This is a genomic window from Pantoea sp. JKS000250, assembly GCF_003201065.1.
Classification (GTDB): domain Bacteria; phylum Pseudomonadota; class Gammaproteobacteria; order Enterobacterales; family Enterobacteriaceae; genus Pantoea; species Pantoea vagans.
This window is the reverse complement of sequence record NZ_QICZ01000001.1, coordinates 695,359-719,681: the sequence shown is the minus strand read 5'-3', so window position 1 is coordinate 719,681 and position 24,323 is coordinate 695,359. Positions and strand designations below refer to the sequence as shown.

14 protein-coding genes and 1 pseudogene are annotated in these 24,323 nt (G+C 54.8%); 10 read left to right on the top strand and 5 right to left on the bottom strand.

The features are described 5' to 3' along the window. Positions 1–70 precede the first annotated feature (70 nt). On the top strand, positions 71–1,369 hold the full coding sequence (locus BY447_RS03670; protein WP_197042348.1) for an NCS2 family permease: 1,299 nt from the start codon (positions 71–73) through the stop codon (positions 1,367–1,369). 1,020 nt (positions 1,370–2,389) lie between these two features. Here the strand turns inward: BY447_RS03670 and BY447_RS23480 are convergent. Next, on the bottom strand, positions 2,390–2,530 hold the full coding sequence (locus tag BY447_RS23480) for a hypothetical protein (protein ID WP_158280073.1): 141 nt from the start codon (positions 2,528–2,530) through the stop codon (positions 2,390–2,392). A gap of 418 nt (positions 2,531–2,948) precedes the next feature. Beyond that, a complete protein-coding gene (locus BY447_RS03665) occupies positions 2,949–4,403 on the bottom strand; it encodes an AMP nucleosidase (RefSeq protein WP_033783426.1) in 1,455 nt (484 codons plus the stop codon). Positions 4,404–4,865: 462 nt separating this feature from the next. Between BY447_RS03665 and BY447_RS03660 the strand changes: the two genes are divergently transcribed. From BY447_RS03660 to BY447_RS03640, 6 genes are all read left to right on the top strand, one after another. Continuing rightward, on the top strand, positions 4,866–6,275 hold the full coding sequence (locus BY447_RS03660) for an EmmdR/YeeO family multidrug/toxin efflux MATE transporter (RefSeq protein ID WP_013358314.1): 1,410 nt from the start codon (positions 4,866–4,868) through the stop codon (positions 6,273–6,275). 196 nt (positions 6,276–6,471) lie between these two features. Then, a complete protein-coding gene (locus tag BY447_RS03655; RefSeq protein ID WP_110330540.1) occupies positions 6,472–7,584 on the top strand; it encodes a lactonase family protein in 1,113 nt (370 codons plus the stop codon). 144 nt (positions 7,585–7,728) lie between these two features. Next, complete coding sequence (locus BY447_RS23350) at positions 7,729–7,884, top strand: hypothetical protein (protein WP_010670871.1); 156 nt, start codon at positions 7,729–7,731, stop codon at positions 7,882–7,884. Positions 7,885–8,292: 408 nt separating this feature from the next. Next, positions 8,293–9,960, top strand: a complete 1,668-nt coding sequence (locus BY447_RS03650; protein WP_033783420.1) for a ShlB/FhaC/HecB family hemolysin secretion/activation protein — start codon at positions 8,293–8,295, stop codon at positions 9,958–9,960. 15 nt (positions 9,961–9,975) lie between these two features. After that, positions 9,976–21,453 carry a hemagglutinin repeat-containing protein gene (locus BY447_RS03645; protein WP_110330539.1) on the top strand — a complete coding sequence of 3,826 codons (11,478 nt, stop codon included), beginning with the start codon at positions 9,976–9,978 and terminating at the stop codon, positions 21,451–21,453. 12 nt (positions 21,454–21,465) lie between these two features. Next, entirely contained in the window at positions 21,466–21,753 is a 288-nt protein-coding gene (locus BY447_RS03640) for a hypothetical protein (protein WP_110330538.1), read from the top strand. Between the two features lie 50 nt (positions 21,754–21,803). On the opposite strand, the gene BY447_RS03635 is transcribed toward BY447_RS03640, so the two are convergent. Beyond that, positions 21,804–22,034 (bottom strand): SymE family type I addiction module toxin, encoded by a 231-nt coding sequence (locus tag BY447_RS03635; RefSeq protein ID WP_416376685.1) that lies wholly within the window; start codon positions 22,032–22,034, stop codon positions 21,804–21,806. 96 nt (positions 22,035–22,130) lie between these two features. Here BY447_RS03635 and BY447_RS03630 point away from each other — a divergent pair, with 96 nt between their 5' ends. Both BY447_RS03630 and BY447_RS23625 read left to right on the top strand, forming a co-directional pair. After that, positions 22,131–22,562, top strand: coding sequence for a hypothetical protein (locus tag BY447_RS03630; protein ID WP_110330537.1), 432 nt, complete (start codon positions 22,131–22,133; stop codon positions 22,560–22,562). Positions 22,563–22,928: 366 nt separating this feature from the next. Beyond that, positions 22,929–22,997, top strand: a complete 69-nt coding sequence (locus BY447_RS23625) for a VENN motif pre-toxin domain-containing protein (protein ID WP_110331906.1) — start codon at positions 22,929–22,931, stop codon at positions 22,995–22,997. A 204-nt stretch (positions 22,998–23,201) separates the two neighbouring features. On the opposite strand, the gene BY447_RS03620 is transcribed toward BY447_RS23625, so the two are convergent. Continuing rightward, positions 23,202–23,582: a YidB family protein gene (locus tag BY447_RS03620; RefSeq protein WP_033783414.1), complete on the bottom strand. Its 381-nt coding sequence runs from the start codon at positions 23,580–23,582 to the stop codon at positions 23,202–23,204. Positions 23,583–23,607: 25 nt separating this feature from the next. Beyond that, the gene (locus BY447_RS03615; RefSeq protein ID WP_110330536.1) at positions 23,608–23,868 is read right to left on the bottom strand and encodes a GlsB/YeaQ/YmgE family stress response membrane protein; all 261 of its coding nucleotides are present in this window, start codon (positions 23,866–23,868) and stop codon (positions 23,608–23,610) included. 153 nt (positions 23,869–24,021) lie between these two features. Between BY447_RS03615 and BY447_RS03610 the strand changes: the two are divergent. Further along, positions 24,022–24,282: pseudogene (locus BY447_RS03610) on the top strand (LysM peptidoglycan-binding domain-containing protein); the annotation flags it as partial. Between the last annotated feature and the right edge of the window lie 41 nt (positions 24,283–24,323).

The following is a 24,323-nucleotide window of genomic DNA, read 5'->3' as shown; positions in this document are numbered from 1 at the left end:
CCGGAAACAGAATAATCAGCATACAAACCCCTTTGGCAAGAGAGACGGCTGTCTCCTGTATCGAGAGATGATGATGTTAGAAAAACTATTCAAACTCAAAGCGCATAACACCACGGTTCGTACCGAGATTATCGCCGGGATCACTACCTTCCTGGCGATGGCCTATATTCTGTTTGTGAACCCGAGCATTCTGGGCGCAACCGGCATGGATAAGGGCGCAGTGTTTGTCGCGACCTGTCTGGCGGCGGCGATTGGCTGCGTGCTGATGGGGCTGATCGCTAACTACCCGATCGCGCTGGCACCCGGCATGGGACTGAACGCCTTCTTCACCTATACCGTGGTGCTGCACATGGGCTACACGTGGCAGGTTGCGCTGGGCGCGGTGTTTCTCTCGGCGGTGATTTTCTTCGCGATGTCGCTGTTTAAAATCCGCGAGTGGATTATTGCCAGTATCCCGTTGCCGCTGCGCGCCGGGATTGGTGCAGGTATCGGGCTGTTCCTGGCGATTATTGCGCTGGAAGGGGCGGGCATTGTGGTCGATAACCCGGCGACGCTGGTGGGCATTGGCGATCTGACCAAACCGGGTCCGCTGCTGGCGATGCTTGGCTTTGTGGTGATCGTGGTACTGGAAGCGCGTCGCGTGACCGGTGCGGTGCTGATCGGCATCCTGCTGGTGACCTTTATCTCGATGGGCATCGGTCTGTCGCCGTTCGCGGGCGTCTTCTCTGCGCCGCCATCCATCGCACCGACCTTCCTGCAGCTGGATATCGCCGGGGCATTTAACGTCGGCCTGATCAGCGTGATCTTTGCCTTCCTGTTTGTCGATGTGTTTGATAACACCGGCACGCTGCTGGGCGTGACTAAACGTGCCGGTCTGGCGGATGAGCAGGGCAATGTGCCCAAGATGGGGCGTGCGCTGATTGCCGACAGTGCGGCTGCACTGTTTGGCTCACTGCTCGGCACCTCGACCACCACCAGTTATGTGGAATCGGCGGCGGGCGTGAGTGCCGGTGGCCGTACCGGACTGACAGCGATCGTGGTGGGTGTGCTGTTCCTGCTGGCACTGTTCTTCTCGCCGCTGGCCTCCAGCGTGCCGGTTTACGCCACTGCGCCTGCGCTGCTGTTTGTGGCGGTATTGATGGCATCGGGACTGGCGGATATCGACTGGAAAGATATCACCACGGCCGCGCCGGTTACCGTGACTGCGCTGACCATGCCGTTGACCTATTCTATTGCTAACGGCATCGCGTTTGGTTTCATTACCTGGACGCTGGTGAAGCTGCTGAGCGGTCGCGCGAAAGAGGTGAATGCGGCGCTGGTGATTCTGTCGATTCTGTTTGTGATTAAGCTTGGGTGGTTAAGTGCCTGATGGGTGCCTGGCGGCGGGGCGAGTTTCGCCTTGCGGCGGGCAGGTATGAGCGGGGTACGCGTTGCAGCGGGCTGGCTTTGAGCAGGTTTCGCCCGCCAGGCGAGGGGGAGTTTCAGGTTGCCCATGCAGGCGGACGCGTCAAGGGGCGGACGCCCGCCCCTTAACAATCCCGGCGTCCGGCAGCCTGCGCGCCCCGCTGTGCGGGGTGCCTTAGTCACGCCCTGCGGCCGACGGACCGTCCGGACGCGCCATCCCTGGCGCGAACCGTCCTTTCGCCGACGTCCTGTCGGCTCATCCTGGCCTCCGGTTGTTCCTCAGCGCTTCGGATGCCTTTCCAAAACCCCTGCCGGTGGAACTCTTGCCCGGGTCCGGGGGGAAGCCGCTGAAAGCGGATTGAGACCTGAAAGGTACACTGTTCGGCAGGCTGCCTATGAGTAGGTTACGCTTTGTAGCGGGCTTCGCTTTGCAGCGGGCTGGCTTTGAGCAGGTTTCGCCCGCCAGGCGATGGGGAGTTTCAGGTTGCCCATGCAGGCGGACGCGTCAAGGGGCGGACGCCCGCCCCTTAACAATCCCGGCGTCCGGCAGCCTGCGCGCCCCGCTGTGCGGGGTGCCTTCGTCACGCCCTGCGGCCGACGGACCGTCCGGACGCGCCATCCCTGGCGCGAACCGTCCTCTCGCCGACGTCCTGTCGGCTCATCCTGGCCTCCGGTTGTTCCTCAGCGCTTCGGATGCCTCTGGTGAACACCTGCCGGTGGGTGCGTTTCGCTTTGCAGCGGGCTGGCACTGAGAAGGTTTCGCCCGCCAGGCGAGGGGGAGTTTCAGGTTGCCCGTGCAGGCGGACGCGTCAAGGGGCGGACGCCCGCCCCTTAACAATCCCGGCGTCCGGCAGCCTGCGCGCCCCGCTGTGCGGGGTGCCTTCGTTACGCCCTGCGGCCGACGGACCGTCCGGACGCGCCATCCCTGGCGCGAACCGTCCTCTCGCCGACGTCCTGTCGGCTCATCCTGGCCTCCGGTTGTTCCTCAGCGCTCCGGATGCCTCTCCCAAACCCCGCCTGTGATTTCTTTTTTTTCTCTGGTGCTGCGTTGTCTGCTGACCTGAAAAGCCAAAGCCAAAGCCAAAGCCAAAGCCAAAGCCAAAGCCAAAGCCAAAGCCAAAGCCAAAGCCAATCCCGGAAACGTAAAGCGATAACGTGCCAACACAGAAAGAAGAGATAACAGCGAGGGGGCAGGGGGGCCATCTGAACCGCTGAGCGGATGAGGGATTTCAGGACGAGCGACAGGGATGTCGCGAAGAGGCGGGAGCACGCCAGGGATGGCGCGTCCTGCCGGTCCGGGAGAAATCCGGAAGAAGCGAAGGGACCGCGAAGCGGCGGTAAAGCAGGCCGGAGCCGGGGGGCAAGGGGCGCGGCGACTGGCGCCCCTTGTCGGTCGCCTGCAGAGGCGATACTGAAACTGCCCAACTGCTCAGGCGAACGAAACCCCTCTCAGAGCCCGTTCGCGCAGCGAACATCCCAGCATCAGCTCTTCTGCCAGCCCGTTCGCGCAGCGAACAAACCTCCCCGAGCCAGCGGCGATACACCTACCGGAAAGGCGGCTCATTAAACGTCCGCAACTTACGCGAATGCAGCTTATCGCCTTCGGCGCGCAACAGCTCAACCGCATGGATACCAATCTGCAGATGCTCTGAAATCGCCCCTTCATAGAAGCGATTTGCCTGACCGGGCAACTTTATCTCGCCGTGAAGCGGCTTATCGGAGACGCACAGCAGTGTGCCGTACGGCACACGGAAACGATAACCCTGCGCGGCAATGGTGGCGCTCTCCATATCGACCGCTACCGCGCGGCTCAGGTTAAAGCGCAGGGCCGACGCGGAGTAGCGCAGCTCCCAGTTGCGATCGTCGGTGGTCACCACGGTGCCGGTACGCAGGCGCTGTTTCACCTCTTCGCCTGGCATGCCGCTTACCGATTTGGTGGCGTCATACAGTGCGCGCTGCACTTCGGCAATGCTTGGCACCGGGATGTCTGGCGGAAGCACGCTGTCGAGTACGTGATCGTCACGCAGATAGGCGTGGGCCAGCACATAATCGCCGATGCGCTGGCTCTCGCGCAGACCGCCGCAGTGACCAATCATCAGCCAGGCGTGCGGACGCATCACCGCTAGATGATCGCAGATGGTTTTGGCATTCGATGGGCCGACACCGATATTAATCAGCGTGATGCCGCGACGATTAGGTGAGGTGAGATGCCAGGCAGGCATCTGATGCTTCTTCCACGCCAGATCAGAAAGCATCGACTCGCTGTTGGCGGTGTCGGCCGTCAGCACCACGTCACCCGCACAGGCCAGGCTGTCGTAAGGGGTGTTGGGATCGCGCACCTGCTCAATCGCCCAGCGCACGAACTCATCCACATAACGGGTGTAGTTGGTGAACAGCACAAACGGCTGGAAGTGCTCTACGCTGGTGCCGGTGTAGTGACGCAGGCGGGCCAGCGAAAAGTCGGTGCGCAGCGCGTCGAAGTGCGACAGCGGAAATTTGGCGTCGGCGTGGAACAGACCGTCGGTGGTCTCATCGCCAATCTGTGACAGCTCGGTAGTTGGGAAGTGGCGCGCAATACCGGCGCTCATGGTGCGATCCAGCGACAGATCGGAACCGTCGATCACGTAAGGATAGGGGATCTCCTGGCTGGACGGCACCACGTCGATCTCCAGCTGATACTCCTTCTCCAGCATTGCCAGCTGTTCCGAAATATAGTGGCGCAGTAACGCCGGACGGGTAACGGTGGTGCTGTAACTGCCGGTATGGGTAAAGCGGCCCCAGGCACGCGTGCGGTTCTGCTGCGGACCTTCACCGTGCCAGGTGATGCGCAGCTCCGGGTAAACAAAGAGTCCCTTTTCCCGTTCCGCGGCATCGGGCAGCGTTCCGTTTTCGGTAAACACTTTAATTGCCGCACGCAGCGCATCAACGGCACCATCGTAAAGGCGTTCGAGTTCATCCAGCGCCTGCTGGCTGGTCAGGTTTTTCCGTAGTGTCGGCATGGTTTCTCCTTCCATTTTTTTCCGCAATTTGCCCCAAGCTTAGCGGGTTTGTTGCAGAGATTGGTGAAGAATCTGTGATCGCCTTTTTTTTGCGCTAACGACGCGCGTAATCTGACCAGTGCGGCATTGAGCCGGAACACACATCATTAAAATTCGGTAAGAAAATCTTTATGATCGAAACAGGCGGTGTCGCCGTGTCTGTTGCGCTGCAAATGACAAGGGAGCGACAATGCAGCTAGCGGCATCGTGATGACAGGCGATCGTAACGTCCCGGAAATAATCAGGTTTGCTACAGCGGTCAGCCTGGTGGGGCAGAATCTGCCGAATCTGAACGAAAAAGTTTGTAACCATGATCAATTTGTCCCGGAAAGACTTTGCATATTTCTCTGCCCACTATCATCATTAGATCTCGTCAGTCTCTTCTGATTTGGTAATCCTTTGCAAAATCCCGGCGTAGCAGTGATGCAGGCGATTAAGCGCACGGCGTGGTACCCGAAACGCCGCTCTTATCGCACGCTCTACTGGCGTGAAATATCGCCATTAGCAGTGCCTATCTTCTTCGAGAACGCCTGTGTGCTGTTGATGGGCGTACTGAGCACCTTCCTGGTCAGCTGGCTGGGCAAAGAGGCGATGGCGGGCGTTGGCCTGGCCGACAGCTTCAACATGGTGATCATCTCGTTCTTTGCGGCTATCGATCTAGGTACCACGGTGGTGGTGGCATTCAGTCTGGCAAAACGCAACGGCAAGCGCGCCCGAGCCGCCACGCGTCAGTCACTGGCGATGATGACAATACTTGCCTTTGTGCTGGTGATCGCCATTGAGTTCTGGGGCCATCTCATCGTCGATGCCATCGCCGGTGCCGCCGACCCCAAAGTTAAAGCGCTGGCACTGAGCTATCTGCAGACCTCTGCCTGGAGCTACCCGGCAGCGGCCATCACGCTGATCGGCAGCGGGGCGCTGCGTGGCGCGGGTAACACCAAAATCCCGATGCTGATTAACGGCGGCATGAACATCCTCAACATCATCATCAGTAGCGTGCTGATCTATGGCTGCTTCTCGTGGGACGGTTTAGGGTTTATCGGTGCCGGACTCGGGTTGACCATCACCCGTTATATCGGGGCGATCGCGGTGATTTACGTGCTGATGATCGGCTTTAACGCCTCGCTGAAGATCACGCTGTCGAGCTATTTCCGGCGCTGGAACAGCAGCATTCTGATGGAAGTTTTAGGTATAGGCGTGCCTGCCAGTATCGAGTCGGTGTTGTTCAATGGCGGTAAATTGCTGACGCAGGTGTTTGTGGCAGGCATGGGCACCAGTGAGATTGCGGGTAACTTTATCGCCTTCTCGGTCGCGTCGCTGATCAACCTGCCGGGCAACGCGCTGGGTTCCGCATCAACCATCATTACCGGTACCCGTCTGGGCAAAAATCAGGTCTTCCAGGCGGAGCGTCAGGTGCGGCATGTTTTCTGGCTGGCAACGGCCTGCCTGAGCGCGATAGCGCTGCTGACGGTGCCGCTGGCCGGGTTGCTGGCGCGGTTCTATACCAGCGACCCGGAAGTCATCAACGTAACGAAACATCTGCTCTGGCTGAATGCGCTGTTTATGCCGCTCTGGGCCGCATCATGGGTGCTGCCTGCGGGCCTTAAAGGCGCACGCGATGCGCGTTACACCATGTATGTGTCGATGTTCAGCATGTGGTGCGCGCGCGTGGTGGTCGGTTATCTGCTGGGCATCCAGCTTGGCATGGGCGTCACCGGCGTCTGGCTGGGGATGTTCCTTGACTGGACGGTGCGTGGCATCTTCTTCTGGTGGCGACTTAACAGCGGCAAGTGGCTTAACCGCTACTATAAAATGATCGCGAAAACCGGGTAGCAGCATGTATATGCCTTCTCCTTTCACCGGGGGAAGGTGTCACCTCTCAGACCCCGCCTTTTAAAATAACATCTCCGTCACATCTCCAGGCTTTCAGGTATAATTTCAGTCAGTTGCACAAAGCCAGTCTTATCAGACAGGGTTAGCGTAATTCCTGCTGCGCATTGACGCAGACACTACTTATCAAGGTGACCCTATGATCCGTCTGAAAACGGCGCTGGCACTTCTGCCGCTGCTGTGTAGCCCCCCGCTGTGGGCGACAACCTTTGTTTATGTGTCGAATGCCGAATCCGGCACGGTATCCCGCTATCAGCTCAGCGAGGCGAATGGCAGCCTGCAATGGCGGGGCAATACCCCCGCCGGGAAAAAGATTATGCCGCTGGCGGCCAGCCCGGATGGTAAACATCTCTATGGTGCGCTGCGCTCGCCGCCTTACGCAATCATCAGCTGGCGCGTCACCCGTCCACACGGTGATCTGCAGAAACTGGCGGTGACGCCGGTTACGGCCAGCTTTCCCTGGATCACTACCGATAAGCGCGGGCGCTACCTGCTGGCCGCCTCCTATGACAGCGATATCGTCACCAGTAACCGGATTGATGACAAAGGCATTGTGACGACTCAGATCACGGGCGAAGTGAAAACCGGGCCGCATGCCCATTCGGTGATCACCGACGTCAGTAATCATTCGCTCTACGTTGGCAACCTTGGCGCGGATCGGGTGCTGCAATATGCCTTCGCCAGTGACGGGGCGATCACGCCGCTGGGTACGGGATTTGTGCAGGGTGAGAAGAACAGCGGCGCACGGCATTCCGTGATTTCGCCGGACAATCGCTTCCTCTACAACCTCGCGGAGATGAGCGGCACTATAACGCAGTTCAGGCGTGCGGCCGATGGCACGCTGACGCCATTAAAAACCTGGCCCAACGCGGTGGCGAAGAAATATAACCTGCAGCATGGCGAGCAACGTCCGGCGGGCTACAGCGATCCGACGCCGCGCATCTGGGCGGCAGACATTAAAATCACGCCGGATGGGCAATTTATCTATGTGACCGAGCGCACCTCCAGCACCGTCAGCGGTTACCGGGTGGATAAACAGTCGGGTGAGTTAACACTCGTCGGCAGCTGGCCGGTGGAAAAACAGCCGCGCAGTATCGCGATTGATGCTCAGGGTAAATGGCTGATCGTCAGCGGAGAGAAGAGTGCGGTGATTGGCAGCTACGCCATCGATCCCGCCAGCGGCGAACTTAAACGCGTCGCTGAAGCGCCAGCCGGTAAAGGTGCGAACTGGGTGACACTGATTACGCAGTAACCGGCCAGTGTCTCGCGGCGGCTGATGATGGGCCAGGCAAGGCGTGTTATGCCATTTTCGGCATAAGCAGCGCAGAAATTTTTGGTTCTGATCGGGCGCATAAGCGGTTTTACTCAGGGCATCAACTGATGCGGAGAACCTGAGATGAAACAGAAACTGATAGCCTGGTTTGAACAGCTGCTGAGCGGCCCTGTGGCGAGTGAGCGTGTACATGATATTAACGTCGAACTGCTGCTGCCACTGAGCCAGCTGTATGGACTGGAATATTATCCGGCAGTGCATCGCTACCATGAAAAATAACGGTTGTTGTGTTTTATCCGGTTAAAGGCCCGCTACTTTGCGGGCCTTTTTGCATTCAGGGCAGAGTGTCATTTGAAACCTCATCTCTGATCACGAAGATATCGCCATCACTGCTTTTAAACCTGTTAATACCTGCGTACTGCTATAAGTAACAACAATCCCGCGCGTATAAATATTTATGCATGCAGGACAATACTTTCATTCCCTTAACAATCAAAAAGAGCGGCATCCTGCGAAAGTTGCAAGACAGCTGTGAATTTGATTTAAGGATTAATTATTTACGGATAATTTCACTTTTTCCGAAATTACATCTTTTTTTCAAGTCAATAAGGAACTTCTGATTGTTAAGGTGGTAGTCTGCACGCCTGTCCTTACACAAAACTTACAATAAGTGCCGTTAATACTTCGATGAAAATGCCTCATACAGGGAAGTGGCTGGTTTTCGGAGCCAGTTTGTTTATCAGTAATCTCATGGCTGCGCCGGTTACGCCCGGTGATCTTGACCTTATTCAGAATCAGCAGCAGCAGCGTCTGCAACAGGATCAGCAGCAGCGCGACGCGTTAACCCAGGCGCATCAGGTTGAGCTGCAAAAAACCGTGCCAGCTCCAGCCAGTGGTCCCTGTTTCGATATCCGCCAGATTATCCTGCAACAGGCGACGTTAATTACGCCAGATAAGCAGGCGAAACTCGTCGCGCCTTATATCAATCAGTGTCTGAGTCTGGCGCGCATTAATCAGCTGGTACGCGAAATATCAGAATGGTACGTCCAGCGCGGCTATATCACCAGCCGGGCCTTCCTGACAGAACAGAACCTGTCTCACGGAATTTTAACGATTACGGTGCTGGAAGGCAGGCTGGAAGAAATTCGGTTGCAGGGTGCCCGTTCACGTCAGTTGAAAATGGCATTCCCGACCGGTGCCGGTCGCATTTTAAATTTACGCGACATTGAACAGGGTATGGAGCAGATAAACCGGCTGCGTACCACGCCGGTTCAGATTGAAATCCTTCCATCCACTAAGCCAGGATATTCCATTGTCAATCTGACCAGCACACCTGAATTCCCGTTGACGCTGGGGCTGAATATGGACAACAGCGGCCAGCGAACGACCGGCACTGGTCAGCTTTCCGCCTCGCTGGTGGGTAATGACCTGCTGGGCATTGCCGATCGCTGGTTTGTCAGCGGTGGTCGCAGCAGTGCGTTCAGCGACTGGCGTGACGCGCAAAATTTCCAGGCGGGCGTCAGCGTGCCTTATGGCTATGGGCTGCTGGATTACAGTTATAGCTGGAGCAATTATCACAGCCGCTTTAACGCCAATAATTTCGACTGGTATAGCAACGGCGATAACATCTCTAACCGCCTGAGCGGCTCATGGGTGCTGTTCCGCAACGGGCAAATCAAAACCGGCGTTCAGCTCGGGCTGAACCATTATGTCAGCCATAACTGGCTGAACCAGACGCTGTTGCAAAGCAGCAGCCGCAAACTAACCAGTCTGCAGATCGGCTTTAACCATACACAAAAAGTCGCGGGCGGGGTGGCCACGCTTAACCCGATGCTGAGTCGCGGGATGCCCTGGTTTGATGCCGAAAGCGACAGCGGTAAAAATGACGATCTCCCCAAAGCGCAATTCCGCAAATGGAGTGTCAGCAGCAGCTATCAGCGGCCGGTGACGCAGAAAATGTGGTGGCTGAGTAGTCTGTACGCCCAGTGGTCGCCCGATCGGCTTTATGGCAGCGAACGTCTGACGATAGGTGGTGAGAACTCGGTTCGCGGTTACAAAGAACAATATCTTTCCGGCGATGTTGGCGGCTACCTGCGCAACGAACTCAACTACACGCTGTTTACCCTGCCCGCCATTGGCGAGGTCAGTACCACGCTGGCGCTGGATGGTGGATGGCTTCAGAGCGACAAACAGGATCGCTACGCCGCTGGCACCTTGTGGGGCAGCTCGCTCGGACTGGGTACCCGAAATGCGCACGTCTCCACTCAGCTGTCGCTGGGCATTCCTGTCAGCTATCCCGATTACCTTGCGCCTGATCGCCTCAGTGTTTATGCGCGTATTGGACTCGTTTTTTAAATAAAGGCCCCGATTATGGATGATCAATTAACGCTTTCACTGCCGCGGCGTCTGCTGAGCTATCTCATCTGCTCACTGATCGCTTTTCAGCCCCTGCTGCCTGCTTTTTCGGCCGCGATTACGCCTGCTACACCGGGTACCCAGGTCGATGCTGCCGGTAATGGCGTGCCGGTTATCAACATCGCGACGCCAAATGCGTCAGGTCTGTCGCACAACCAGTATCAGAATTACAACGTCGGCCAGGAAGGGCTGATCCTGAATAACGCGACCGACCGGTTAACGCAGACGCAACTCGGTGGACTCATCCAGAACAACCCGAATCTGAAAGCGGGGCAGGAAGCCCGGGCAATCATCAACGAAGTGGTTGGGGCCAATCGTTCGCAGCTTCAGGGCTACACCGAAGTGGGGGGTAAAGCGGCCAACGTTATGGTCGCTAACCCTTATGGCATCACCTGTAACGGCTGCGGCTTTATTAATACGCCAAATGTGACGCTGACCACGGGTAAACCTCAGCTTGATGCACAGGGCAATCTGCAGTCGCTGGAAGTGACCAAAGGTGCCATCAGCATTGAGGGTAAAGGGCTGGATGGCAGCCAGGCCGATGCGGTTTCGATCATCGCGCGCGCAACGGAAATCAACGCGGGCATTCATGCCAGGGATCTCAATGTGACGCTGGGCGCAAACCGGGTTGGCGCAGATGGCAGCGTGACACCCATTGCCGGCGAGGGTGCTGCGCCATCGGTCGCCATCGATACCGGCGCGCTGGGTGGCATGTACGCCAACCGCATCCATCTGGTCTCCAGCGAAAACGGCGTCGGCGTTAATCTCGGTAATATGAATGCCCGGCAGGGCGATATGGTGCTGGATGCGCAGGGTCGGTTAAGCATTAACAATAGCCTGACCAGCGGCACGCTGACGGCAAAAGGCAGCAGCATCGCCCTGCAGGGAGAACATAAAGCGGGTGGCAATGTTGCGCTGACAGCGCAGCAGGATATTGCTTTAACGGGCGCAAAACTGGGTAGCGACGCGGCGCTCGACCTGAACAGTCAGGGGCAGATAACGCTTAAAGGCAGCAGCCTGACGGCAGGCCAGACTGCCCGTCTCAGCGGCCACGCTCTGGATATTGATAACAGCAGCAGCGGCAATGCGGCAGACGCGATGCAGCTCTCTGCCAACGCGCAGCTACAGAATAGCGGTCAGATGACAGCTGGAAAGAAACTTGATCTTCAGGCCGCACAGATCATCAACAGTGGCAGCCTGATCAGTCAGGGTGACCTGCAGGTTCGCACCAGCACGCTGCAGCAGCAGGGTATGTTACTGGCTCAGGGTAATAACAGTGTCGTTGCCGGACAGCTCAGCAATGACGGTGAGATCAGCGGCAGCAGCCTGAACATTCAAAGTGGGGCAATCAATAACGGGGGCAGGCTGTTAAGCACTGGCGATGCGCTGATCAGCGCGGACAGCGTGCAGCAGCGCGGCACCCTTTCAGCCAGCAACATTAATCAGCTTAACGTTACCGGCACGCTGAACAACAGCGGTGAAGTGAGCGGGAGCAGTCTGAATATCCACAGTGGATCGCTGCTTAACAGCGGGAATCTGCTGGGCAGTCAGCAGACAGATATTACCTCTGGCATCCTGCAGCAGGATGGAACGCTCTCATCCCAGGGCAGATTGCAGCTTAAAGTCGCCGATCGGTTAAGTAACAGCGGTGAACTGAGCGGAAACAGCCTGGATATAACCAGCGGCACGCTCGACAACAGCGGAAAAATGATCAGCAGCGGCGATGCCCTGCTCACCGCTAATCGTCTGAATCAGGACGGCACGCTCTCCGCGCAGGGGAATGCAGCGCTTAATATCGCTGACACCTTCAGCAATAGCGGCAATATGATCAGTCAGCGTCTGCAAATTGATGCCCCGACACTGATTAACAGCGGCGAGATGGTGAGTCATGGCGATGTCGTGATTAACAGCGATACGCTGCAACAAAACGGCTCTCTCACGGCCCGGGGTGACGCACAGCTGACCGCCCGTGGCTGGCTGGAAAATCAGGGCGCCATCAGTAGTCAGAACGCCCTCATCCTGAACAGCGCGCAGCTGCGCAATACAGGTTCATTAACTGCACCCAATCTGACTCTCACCGCCGGGCAAATCACTAATAGCGGCCTGCTGCAGGGCACTAAGCTGCTCTCCTTCCATACCGGGCAGCTGGATAACCTGGCTGCGGGTACGATCAGCTCTGACAACGACTTTGCACTCGCGCTGCCGCAGCTCAATAACAGCGGATTGATCACCAGCGGCAAAACCCTGACTGTCACAGGCGACCAGATGAACAACAGCGGAGAGATCAACGCTGCCAGCCTGAGCACCACACTCAAAAACTTACATAATCAGCAGGGCGGTAAATTGCTGGCAGATGATCAGCTCCGGTTGCAGGGCGATGCGCTGATCAATCAGGGAACGATGGCTGCCGGCACGCTGAACAGTGATTTCAGTCAGATCACTAACAGCGGGACGGTCCAGGGCGACAAGGCATTGTCGTTGCAGGGCAACGCGTTAACCAACAACGGCACGCTGCTGAGCGCAGGCCAGCTCGGTGTGAAACAGCAGACGCTGGACAACAGCGGACTGATGCAGGGCAAGCAGCTGACAGTGAAGGCTGACCACTGGCAGAACAGCGGCAATGCCCTGAGTGAGACTGACGCCGATTTGCAGAGCGATACCCTGGTCAATAGTGGCAAAATTCTGGGGCAGCAGGGCATCGCGCTGAAATCTGACCACACCGATAACAGCGGCTGGCTGATTGCACAGGCGCTGACGCTGCGCGGTGACATGATCAACAGCGGCCTGATCCAGGGAAATCAGCAGATTACGTTGCAGGGCAACCAGCTGGACAATCAGCAGGGCGGCCAGTTGCTCAGTGACGGCACGCTGGACGGTGACTTTGTTGCTTTAAATAACCACGGTGCAATGCAGGCCGGGGAGATGACATTTAACGCGGGGACGTTGCAGAACGACGGTACCGTTCTTAGCGGAAAAGCATTCACCGCTCTGATTAACGGTGCGCTGACCAACAGTGGCAGTCTGCTCAGCCAGCAGCAGATGAATCTGCAGGCAGCAGAGATTGATAATCAGGGCACACTGGCGGCGGATAATTTCAGCCTGCATGCGCCAGTGCTCAGCAATGCCGGTCTGCTGCAGGGCAACAGCACCTTAACGCTGGATCATCAGCAACTGCATAACCTCAATGGCGGGCAGTTGATCGCCGGAGGACCGCTGACGCTGACCTTAGATCAACTGGATAACGATGGGTTGCTGCAGGTTAACGGTAAACTTGCGGTCAACGGCAACCGTCTCAACAACAGCGGACGCCTGTTGAGTGACAACCTTGATCTCAAGATTAGCGATACGCTGACGAACAGCGGGACGGGTCAGATCGTGACCGGTCAGCAGGCCGATCTGCACGCACAAACCCTCAGTAACAGCGGTCAGATTGCGGCACAGCAACTCAGCGCCAGCGGCAATAAGCTGGAAAACGGCGGGCTGCTACAGGGCAACGCACTGCTGGATCTCGGATTTGCTCAGACCCTCAATCACAACAATGGGCAATTACTGAGCGGCGATCGGCTGATCGTCAGGGGTGGCAGTGCGACCAATGATGGCAGCTGGCAGGGTCAGCAACTCGACGTCACGCTGGATTCGCTTACCAATCGCGGCAGCATCAATGGCATCAGCGCCTTGCGCGCTGACATCGCCAGCGATCTGATCAACAGTGGCTCGCTGGTCAGTCAGGGAGAAAGCGACCTGAATGCCAGCACGCTGAGCAACAGCGGCAAAATCATGGCGAACCGGCTGGGGTTACAGACCAACAGCCTGAACAACGACGGTCTGTTACAGGGCAATACGGCGCTGACTGCTCAGGCCGATAACATCACGCAATCAGCCGGCGGCAAAACGCTGAGCGGCGGAACACTGACGCTCAATGCAGGCCAGATTAACACTCAGGGGCTGCTGCAGGGCGAGCAGGCAACGGTTATTGCGGATAACTGGCTGCATCAGGGATCGCTGCTGGGCAGCAAAGATCTGAACGTCAGCATCAGCAATGAGCTGCATAACACCGGCTCTTTGCTGAGTCAGGACAAAGCCCAGGTTGCGGCTGGCACGCTGAACAACAGCGGCTCACTACTCAGTGAAGGGGCAATGACGCTCAACGGTGCCGCGCTGAATAACAGCGGATCGGTGCAGGGTAAAACCCTGACCATTACCCCCGCCAGCGTGATTAATCAGGGCAGCCTGATTGGTCTCCAGGCATTAACGTTTGCGGCGATGCCACAGGTGAGCGGGCGAATGCTGCTCAGGGCGCTGGCCGCGCCAGCACGTCAGCTGATCAATAATCAGGGTGGATCGCTGTTGACGCAGGGCACGCTGAACATCAACGGCGGTGACGTTGTGAATAACGGCAGCTGGCAGGGTCAGCAGATCCTGCTGAATGCCCGGCAACTGACCAATAATGGCGCGATCCAGAGTGCGGATGCGCTGCAACTGATTCTGGCGGACCGCCTTGATGCGGGCGCGGGCAGCAAGATTTCGGCCAATGGTACGGCGGCGCTACAGGCACTGACGCTGACCAATCAGGGCGAATGGATTGCCAGAAACCTGACGCTGCGCGGTGACACGTTAAACAATAACGGCGCCGTGACCGGTGTCGAGGCGCTGACGGTGGGCCTTAACGGTGCTCTGACCCAGCAGCAGGATAAAACGCTGCTCAGCGCAGGCAGGCTGACGCTTCAGTCATCGTCGCTCAGTAATGCCGGACGCGTGCAGGGCGGCGACCTGCAGATCACCACGGGCGCGGTGGATAACAACGGGCGCTTACAGGGTGACAACAGCCTGCTGGTCAATGCGGGTGGACGCATTACCAACGGTGGCAACGGCGCCATGCTCACGCAAAACGCCCTGACGCTGACCGCGCCCGAATTGTTCAACTATGGCCTGATTCAGGGCAGTGGCAACGGTGTCGCGACCATAACCGGTTTAACGCAAAATGATGGCCGGTGGCTCTCGGGTGGCGCGCAGACACTCAACACGCCGCAGCTCAATAACAACGGCTGGTTACAGGCGTCGCAGCTGATTCTCAATGCGACCAATGTCAGCAACAACGGCACACTGCTGGCCGACGGTCAGGGCACGCTGACCGGCAATGGCTTCAGCAACCAGGGCACAGCCCAGGGCGGCAACCTTGAGATTAATTATCAGCAGGTAAATAACAACGGTACGCTGCTGGGTAACAACCGGCTAAGTGTGATGGCCGCTCAGGTCGGTCAGCAAGGTAGTGGTCGTCTGTTTAGCGGCGGTGACCTGCTGGTTCACAGCAACGGCTTTGACCAGAACGGTCAGGTGGTGGCGCTGGATAACGCCACGCTGGAAATCGCGAATGGCTTTACCGGTCGCGATGTGCTGGCGGCGGGCGGGCGACTCACCGTCAGCAGTAATGGTGCGATAGACAACCAGGGCACGATGCAGGGCGGGGCGCTGACGCTGAGTGCAGGCGGCGATCTCACCAATAATGGTCAGCTCACTACCGGTTCGGGTGACAGTGCCTTAAGCGGCAACCGCATCGCCATGAACGGAAATGGCAGCCTGCAGGGCGGCGGTAATATCAGCCTGAACAGCCGCAGTGACATCACTGTTGATGGTTTTACGGGTACGTTGGGCAATCTGACCCTCAGTGCTCCGGGCAGTATCGTTAACACCGCGCTGCTCTATGCGGGCGGTAATCTCTCTCTGTTTGCTAACAGCATTCGTAACCAGCGTGCCGATATGCTGGCAGGCGGCAGTATGTGGCTTCAGGGCGATGCCGCGGGGAATGCCAACGGCGAGGTGATTAATAACTCCGGTACCATCGAAACGCAGAACGGCGATATCACGATTAATACGGGACATTTGCTAAATACACGGGATGGGTTGAGTGTTTCTGAAACGCATAGCACTTCAAACCAGACAGGTTTAGGCACAGACCTGATGAAAGTTTCAATCTCTGAATTTAAACCAGAGGAATATGGAGTATTTGTAACTCAGCACAAAGAATGTGATTCACCGGGAAAAGGTGCAGAGCGCTGTACTACTTCTACATTTTATTCCTATGTGCCAACAAAAGAAGCCGCGATTAAGAATTTTTCATCATCAAGCACGACAATAAATGTTACCAGTAATGGTGGTGCTGCTCGCATAGCCGCAGGACGTAATATTAATGTAAGAGCAGGTACGTTTGAAAATCAGGCCAGTAATATTCTGGCGCAGAGAGACATCTCTCTCTCAGGAAATCAATTAAATAATCAATCCTGGCAGGCAGGGACACAAAGCACTTATTTTAATTACGTTTATAAGGGAATACTGTTTGATTATTCATCCCTATATAAAAGCACCAGTGAAGACGGTGATACAACCATCAAAGCTACAACAGGATATCGTAATAAACCAAGGGTAAAATCAATAACATATACACTTTCAGATCAGGGGACGAGTTTCACACCGGGAGAGCTTTACCGGTCGGTTATCCAAGCCGGTGGCAACGTCTCTGCTAACTTCAGCGGTGATATCAGCAATACCAACACTACAGCGAATGCCGGCTGGAGTGGTAATACACTTTCTGCTCCAGCCCTGCGCGGGCTGACTGCCATAGGCACTGCTGGCGCGCAGTCTCACCAGCAGTTGGCTAATGCCGATAAAGCCGCAATCAATACGCCGCAATGGCGCGATCAGCTGCAGAATGCGTTGCAGCAGGTCAATGGCGCAGGGGCGCTGGAGAGTGCTTCACCGGGTAGTGCACAGCTCACGCAATATTCTCCGGCGGGTAAAAACAACGCCGCACTGGGTAAAGCCGTCAACCTGACAAATGCTCCTCAGGGTCCTGCATCGCTGCATAACTATAAGGCCGCTGAGGTCGATATCAGCGCCTATCCATTACCTTCAGGTGAGAACGGTTACTTTGTCGCGTCGAACAACAATAGCCGCTATCTGATTACCGTTAACCCCAAACTTAACGGCCTTGGCCAGCTGGATCAGAGCCTGTTCGGCGAGCTGAACGCAAAACTCAGCAAACAGCCTGCTACCACGCCATTACAGGAAACACGTCCTCAGTATACCGATGAGAAGGCTTTCCTCGGCTCCTCATACATGCTCGATCGCCTGAACCTGAAGCCAGATTATGATTATCGTTTTCTCGGCGATGCGGCATTTGATACCCGCTACGTCAGCAATGCGGTATTGAACCAGACCGGCAATCGCTACATCAATGGCCTGGGATCCGATCTTGCCCAGATGCGCTATCTGATGGACAACGCAGCGGCGGCGCAGCAGTCGCTGGGACTGGAGTTTGGTGTTTCACTCTCTGCTGAGCAACTCGCCTCTTTAGACAAGAGCATGGTCTGGTGGGAAGCCACCACCATCAACGGTGAAACGGTGATGGTGCCGAAGCTCTATCTGTCGACAAAAGATGTGGAAGTGCGCGATGGCAGCGTGATTGCCGGGAACAACGTGACGCTGAACGGCGGAAACGTTACCAACACCGGCAGTAGCGTGATGGCCAAAAACGATCTGACCATCGACAGCCAGAATACGCTCAGTAACCTCAACGCCGGACTGCTCCATGCGGGTGGTGACCTGCAACTTAGCGCGTTGAACGATATCAACAACGTCAGCGCGACTATCAGCGGTAAAAAGGTGGCACTGGAGAGTGTTAACGGTGACATCAACAACCTGACCACGTCGCAGCTCTGGCATCTGGATGCAGGCAACGGCAAAGGCGTACAAGAATCCTTTACCGAAACCCTGAGCGGGCCAACGGCGAGCATCACGTCACTGGATTCTCTGAGCCTCAAGGCGGGCAACGATATTGCGGTTACCGGCGCGAACCTCAAAGCGGGCGGCGATCTGCTGCTGAACGCCTGGAATGATATTGCTATCACCGGCAATCAGAACGTTACGGGAAGCGCGCAGTCCGGTTTCGGAAGCCGCTGGCAGAAGATTGATGCGACCAGCACCAAGACCGTTAATACGGTCGGCAGCCAGATCGTTGCAGGCGGCAACATGGCGATGCAGGCGGGCCACGATCTGACTGTGACCGCCAGCAGCATCAACGCCGGTAAAAACGCAGCGCTGGCAGCCGGTAACGATCTTAATCTCAACAGTGCGACGACCAGCCAGAATGATGTGCAGGGTAAACGAGAAACTCATTCAACCGGTCTGGATCGCACGACGCTGACCAGCGGCGGCGATTTAGCCCTTCAGGCCGGACGCGATCTTAATAGCCAGGCGGCAGGCCTTGCCGCAGACAAAGACGTCACCTTACAGGCAGGGCGTGACGTCAATCTGCTGGCAGCTGAAGCGGATTCCGGCAATAGCTACAAATCCGGTAAGAAGGTTGAGATTAATGAGACGTTACGCCAGCAGGGCACTGAAATTGCCAGCGGCGGCAGTACTGCGGTTAAAGCGGGCCGGGATATGGTCGCGGAAGCGGCGAGAGTGGATGCGCGAGGCGATCTTGCTGTTCAGGCAGGACGCGACGTGGCTATCACTACGGTAACCGAAAGCGATTATCACTACGACGAAGATACAAAAGTTAAGAAAAAGCTCTTCTCTAAAAAAACCACACACACAGTTCATGAAGACTCAGCCACAACTGAACAGTCTTCGGCGTTAAGTGGAAACAATGTCGCGATCGTCGCCGGACGTGATGTGACTGTGACGGGTTCCAGCGTAGTAGGCGATAACAACGTTGCGATGAAGGCAGGACGTGATCTTGCAATCACCGTGGCCACTGAAGAGGAGCATAGCTATAGCCTCAAAGAGACCAAAAAGAGCGGCATGATGAGCGGCGGGAGTATAGGCGTGACCTTCGGTAGCGCTTCTACTCGTCAGCAGCTTAATCGCGACGGCACTATCCAAAGCCAGAGCGCCAGCGCCGTAGGCAGCACTGGCGGTAGCGTCACGCTGATCGCCGGTAATAATGCCCACATCAGCGGCTCAGATGTCATCGCTAAAAAAGATATCAGCGTGGTTGGCGGCTCCGTTGATGTTGATACAGGCAATGATCTTGTCAGTCGTCGTCAGGTGTATGAACAGAAAAAAAGCGGCTTAACCCTTCAGCTTACCAGCCCAATTACCGATGCCTTATTAAGCCTTGGAGAACAGGCAAAGTCTGCCAGCGAGGCGGGCGACGGTCGGCTTAAAGCCCTGGGTGCGGTAAAAGCACTGGAAAGTGGCTGGGCGATGTCTGGCGGAAAAGCCATGCAGTCTGGCCAGGCTCTGGCCAACGGCAATATAAACCAGGCAGGGATTAAAATTGAGCTCAGCGTCGGCGCGAGTAAGAGTAAATCCTCATCGGAATATAACGCCAATGCCGTAAAAGGGAGTTCACTCAATGGCGGCGGCAACATTGCCGTGGTGGCGACCGGTGCCAACGGCAGCAGCGGTGATATCACGCTCGCTGGCAGCGGCATTACCGGCAAAAATGTCACGCTGGCTGCGGCGCACGATCTCAACCTCACGGCGGCAACCAACAACACCGAGCAGAAGAGCAGCAATAAAGCGTCTGGCTGGAGTGGCGGCGTTCATGTCGCGATAGGTAAAGAAACAGGTATTGGCATACAGGCCAGTGGCTTTATGGCCAGTGGCAAGGAGAACGGCAAAACCACTAACTATGTCAACAGCCGGGTGAATGCCAGTAATGACCTCACCCTGAGCAGCGGCAACGATACCGTGCTGTCTGGCGCGCAGGCACTGGGTAACCGGATTGTTGCTGATGTTGGTCATGATCTGACGATGACCAGCCTGCAGGATACCGATGATTATCAAAGCAAGCAGCAGAGCGCCAGCGGCGGCTTCAGTTTCACGTTCGGCAGCATGACCGGCTCCGCTGGCCTCAGTCTGAGCCAGAGTAAGGTGAACAGTGAGTACGCCAGCGTCGGCGATCAGAGCGGCCTGTTTGCAGGTAACGGTGGCTATGACATCTATGTTGGCAACCACACCCAGCTGAATGGCGCAGTGATCGCCTCAACGGCGCAGTCCGCGAACAATGCGCTCTCCACCGGTACGCTGGGCTGGTCAGACATCGACAACCATGCTTCTTACAAAGCCAGCAGCTCATCGATCAGCATGGGTGGGGGTAACGAAGATAATAAGATGTCAGGCGGCGCGATCCCGACCTCTGCCAATACCCATGGCAGTGCCTCTGGCACCACCCGTTCAGCCGTGGCGGACGGTACCATCACGGTACGTAGCGGTCAGGCTCAGACACAGAACGTCGCAGATTTGAGCAGAGATACTGACAACGCCAACGGTCATATCGACAAGATATTCGATAAAGATAAGGTCGCTAACAAGCTTGAGTTCGCTCAGGGAATGCAGGAGCTGGGTCAGCGTGTGGCAGGCGATGTCAGCAGCTATCAAATGCAGGCAGCTGAAAACGAGACCAGAGAACGGTTGCTGAAGGCGAACCCGCAATATGCTGGTTATTCAAACGAGGCATTGAATACTCTAATCGTAAATGATCCCGGCTATAAGGCCGTTGCAGAGAAATGGGGCACAGGCGGCAGCTATTCCATGGCGGCGGCAGCCGTGACCGGCGTGCTGGGTGGCCTTGGCGCAGGTGACCTGGGCGCAGCCGCAGCAGGTGGGATGGCACCGTATATCGCCAATAAAATCAAGCATGCTACCAGCACATTTGTTAACGGACAGGAACAGACTAACGTCCTGGCTAACACCATGGCGCACGCGGTCGCAGGTGCAGTGCTGGCTCAGCTGGCAGGAAACAGCGCAACAGCGGGTGCTGCGGGGGCAGCAGGTGGCGAGCTGATGGCCAGAGCTATCCTCAGCTCGATGTATCCTGGTAAGCAGGCCAGCGAACTGACGCAGGAAGAGAAGCAGGTTGTCAGCGCGCTCGGCCAGTTAGCCGCACAGTTGTCTGCGGGTTTAGCATCCGGTTCTGTTGAGGGTGGCATTCAGGGGGCGGTTGCAGGGAAAAATGCGGTTGAGAATAATGCGCTGGGAAGTGATGAGGAGGAGGTGCAACGGGAACATGGAAAGCTACCGGTAAAAATCATCCCGATCAACCCGATGAAACTGAATGTGCTTGATGGAGATGGGAATCCACTGAAGGCCGGAGGTGGCGGGTTAGGCAAAATATCCGTTAACAAAGGACAGCAAAATAAGCATATTCCCGGCACAAATGAATATAAGATTGCATCTGAAGCAGGGTTGAATAAGAGTATACTTTCTGTTCCCGCGGAGTCATTGCTTCCGAAGTTAGGAACAGGGCAGCAAGTTGGCAATCTCCCTGTGGGGAGTCCAGGTTCAAAGGAAAGAATTAATTATGGTCAGAATATTGGTAATTATATCGATCCACAGACAGGAGTGTCGGCTCCAACGAGTAATGGAATAGTCCATTACGGAAAGAATGGTGTTCATATTGTTCCAGCAAGACCATCTAAAGAGTGATGAAGGATTCTTATGAATAGTAATGATTATTTTAAGCTGTCTGCTCAGCGGGCTTTACTTGGAAATATAACTAATAATATCAGAGCAATATCGGCACTATTGGAAGGTGATAACATTACTTTAAAATTTTTTTATGATGGAATCATCAGTGAAGATGATGAAGAAAATGCTTCTATAGTAGAAACCGAAATTATTGCTGATCTTGATGATAGTTCAGTTGTTCATACAGTTGTCACAAGGCTGGATTATCCTGAGCCAATAAAATCCAATGGCTTTTTACTTTATCTTAGAAAAGAATAAACACTAAATCCCGGCCCTAGTGCCGGGATTTTATTTTATAAGCCAGCTAGTTATCCTTCAGCCGACAGACGGATGATCAGCTGTCCCAGCCCGGTGATCAACTCGATCTTTTGCCCAGTCGTAAAGCACAGTGCTTCCAGCCAACGGCATTTAAAGGTGAGCTGCGGCAGCGGATTCGACTTACCTTTATTAGGCCGGCATCCCTCTTTGTAAAAATGTGCCTGCCATACGCTGGCGATGCAATAAATCTTGTGGTGCAGAATGTCGCGATACAGATGCACATAGAAAATATGCTGGACCGATGATATGATCCTAAACTTGTTGATGATGCGATAAAATAAATCAAAAAAAAATTCTCAAACAGTAGTGACAAAATAATGTTGATGTGGGATGAATTTATTAAGTTGTTAGGCTGCACAAAATTTGATGGTAATTTTATTAATATCTCAACCTATTTTAATGAGTTGCCTAAGATTGATGAGGGTGTTTTAGGTGACAGGAGCTACTATTCATTTATACAGTCTGGTATTTTATTTTTGTTAGAAGATAAAGTTATAGATCAAATTACATTTTACGCAAAAAGCGATGAGGGGTTTTCTGAGTATGTAGGGGATTTACCATTACCAATTGATAGTTCGGAGTATGAGGCTGTTCAAATGCTAGGCCACCCCTTAGTTTCTGGTGGTGGAAAAATGGATGCACTTATGGGTTATATTGATCGTTGGATAAGGTATGAAAAAGAGGGGGATACGCTACATCTACAATTTAATCAGAATGATAGATTATCCAGGGTTACTCTTATGAGATGAGTATAGATTCCTATTTAATCCGTAACGCCGATCAGTTAAGGCAGAAATGGTCGGTTGAATGAGGCGGTGGCTGTGTGAAAATCCACAATTTCATCATGAATGATTACAAATTTTTTAAGTCCATCGGTCAGGTCCATGACGTTATTCTTAAGTTCTTACCGAAAGAGTTCTCTACTCTTTATGGCCTCCTTAACTGTTTAGGCGGCCTGAAGTGACACAGGCGCTAACTGTCAGACACTAATAGGAAAGCGAAGGCCGCGCAAGATACCTGCTTCAACCTTGAACGCGGCGATGGGCGAGTGTATCGCGCAGCAGATGAACCCGGCGGTTAAGCGCGAGAACCTAAGTTAGGAGCAACGCTAGACGATAAGCACGCTGGCGGCGGGCCTTGCGGGCGGAGTGGTCAGAGAGAGCACGGGCAGTACGGTGTATTAATCAACGGGGAGCAGGTCATATCTGGCAAGCTAAATGCAGGTGATCCTAAAGTTGAATCTTGATATTTGCTATAGGGTCATCTGAATAATTTCTATCAACGTTGAAAAGAGCTTGCCAAAAATTGACTTAATTAATCCTGACTAACCCAAAAGATAAAAGCCCAATACTTAAGTAGCAGGCTTTTATCTTCCAATTGCATCATATTCAGTGCATCAACTGACTGACCAGCCCGGTGAGATCGGCTTTTTTATCAATCACGCCCGCTGAAGATGCCTTATCCACCAGCTGTGGCAGATATTTGACCAGCAGATTCAGTGCATCGCTGGTGTTGATCCCCATCCGTGCAGCCAGTTGCTCAATGGCCTCAGAGTTAATCATCTTCTGCACCAGATCGCTGCTCAGGGCAACGTTCTGCTGATCGCTCAGCCAGGAGTTAACCACTTCACTGTACTCGCCGCTCTGAAGATGACTTACGATAGTGTGTAAACCGCCTTGCTGCTCCACCCACTCCAGCACACCTTTCACTTCCTGACTGGTCTGAGTATTCAGGCCGCACATCGCCAGCACTGTTTCCAGTAAACTCATTATATTTCCCCTGAATAGTAAGCGCTTAAGACTGTTTACATGCTCTGATTTTATGAATGACAAAAAGCACAATAATTGAACCAAGGGTTGCAATCGCAATGCTGTAAATATTGAAACCACTGACCTTGCCAAAGCCCAGAGCCGTACTGGCCACACCGCCAATCAGCGCACCGATAATACCCAGAATTATGGTCATGAAAATGCCCATATGTTCTTTACCTGGCATAATACATCTGGCGATAATACCGGCGAGCAAACCAAATACAACCCATGACAATATACCCATCAATTAACATCCTTCTTTTTATATAAATTACTGCACGTTTAGCAGTGGTTTAATCCACGAAATAAAAGCAGGTGTATCGTACGCCGCGTAGTATTTGTCTGGCAATCCTGTTTTTTTAATTAAACTAAACGTATCGGAAACGATAGGGGAGTAATTATGAGCATTCTGGATAATATTAAAAATATTGGCGATGAGTTGTTACATAGCGTTGATAAAAATGTTGAGAATAAGACCGATGCCTCAGCAGCAGGTGTCCGCACTTATACGGTCAAATCCGGGGACACGCTCAGCGCAATCGCTAAGCAGTTTTATAATGACGCATCAAAATATATGAAAATCTTTGAGGCGAATAAAAACATCCTTAGCAACCCGGATAATATTGCGCCGGGTCAGGTACTGACTATTCCCGAGTAATCGTTAGCCGAGGAGACAAGCCAGCCAGAGCAGGGATTGCC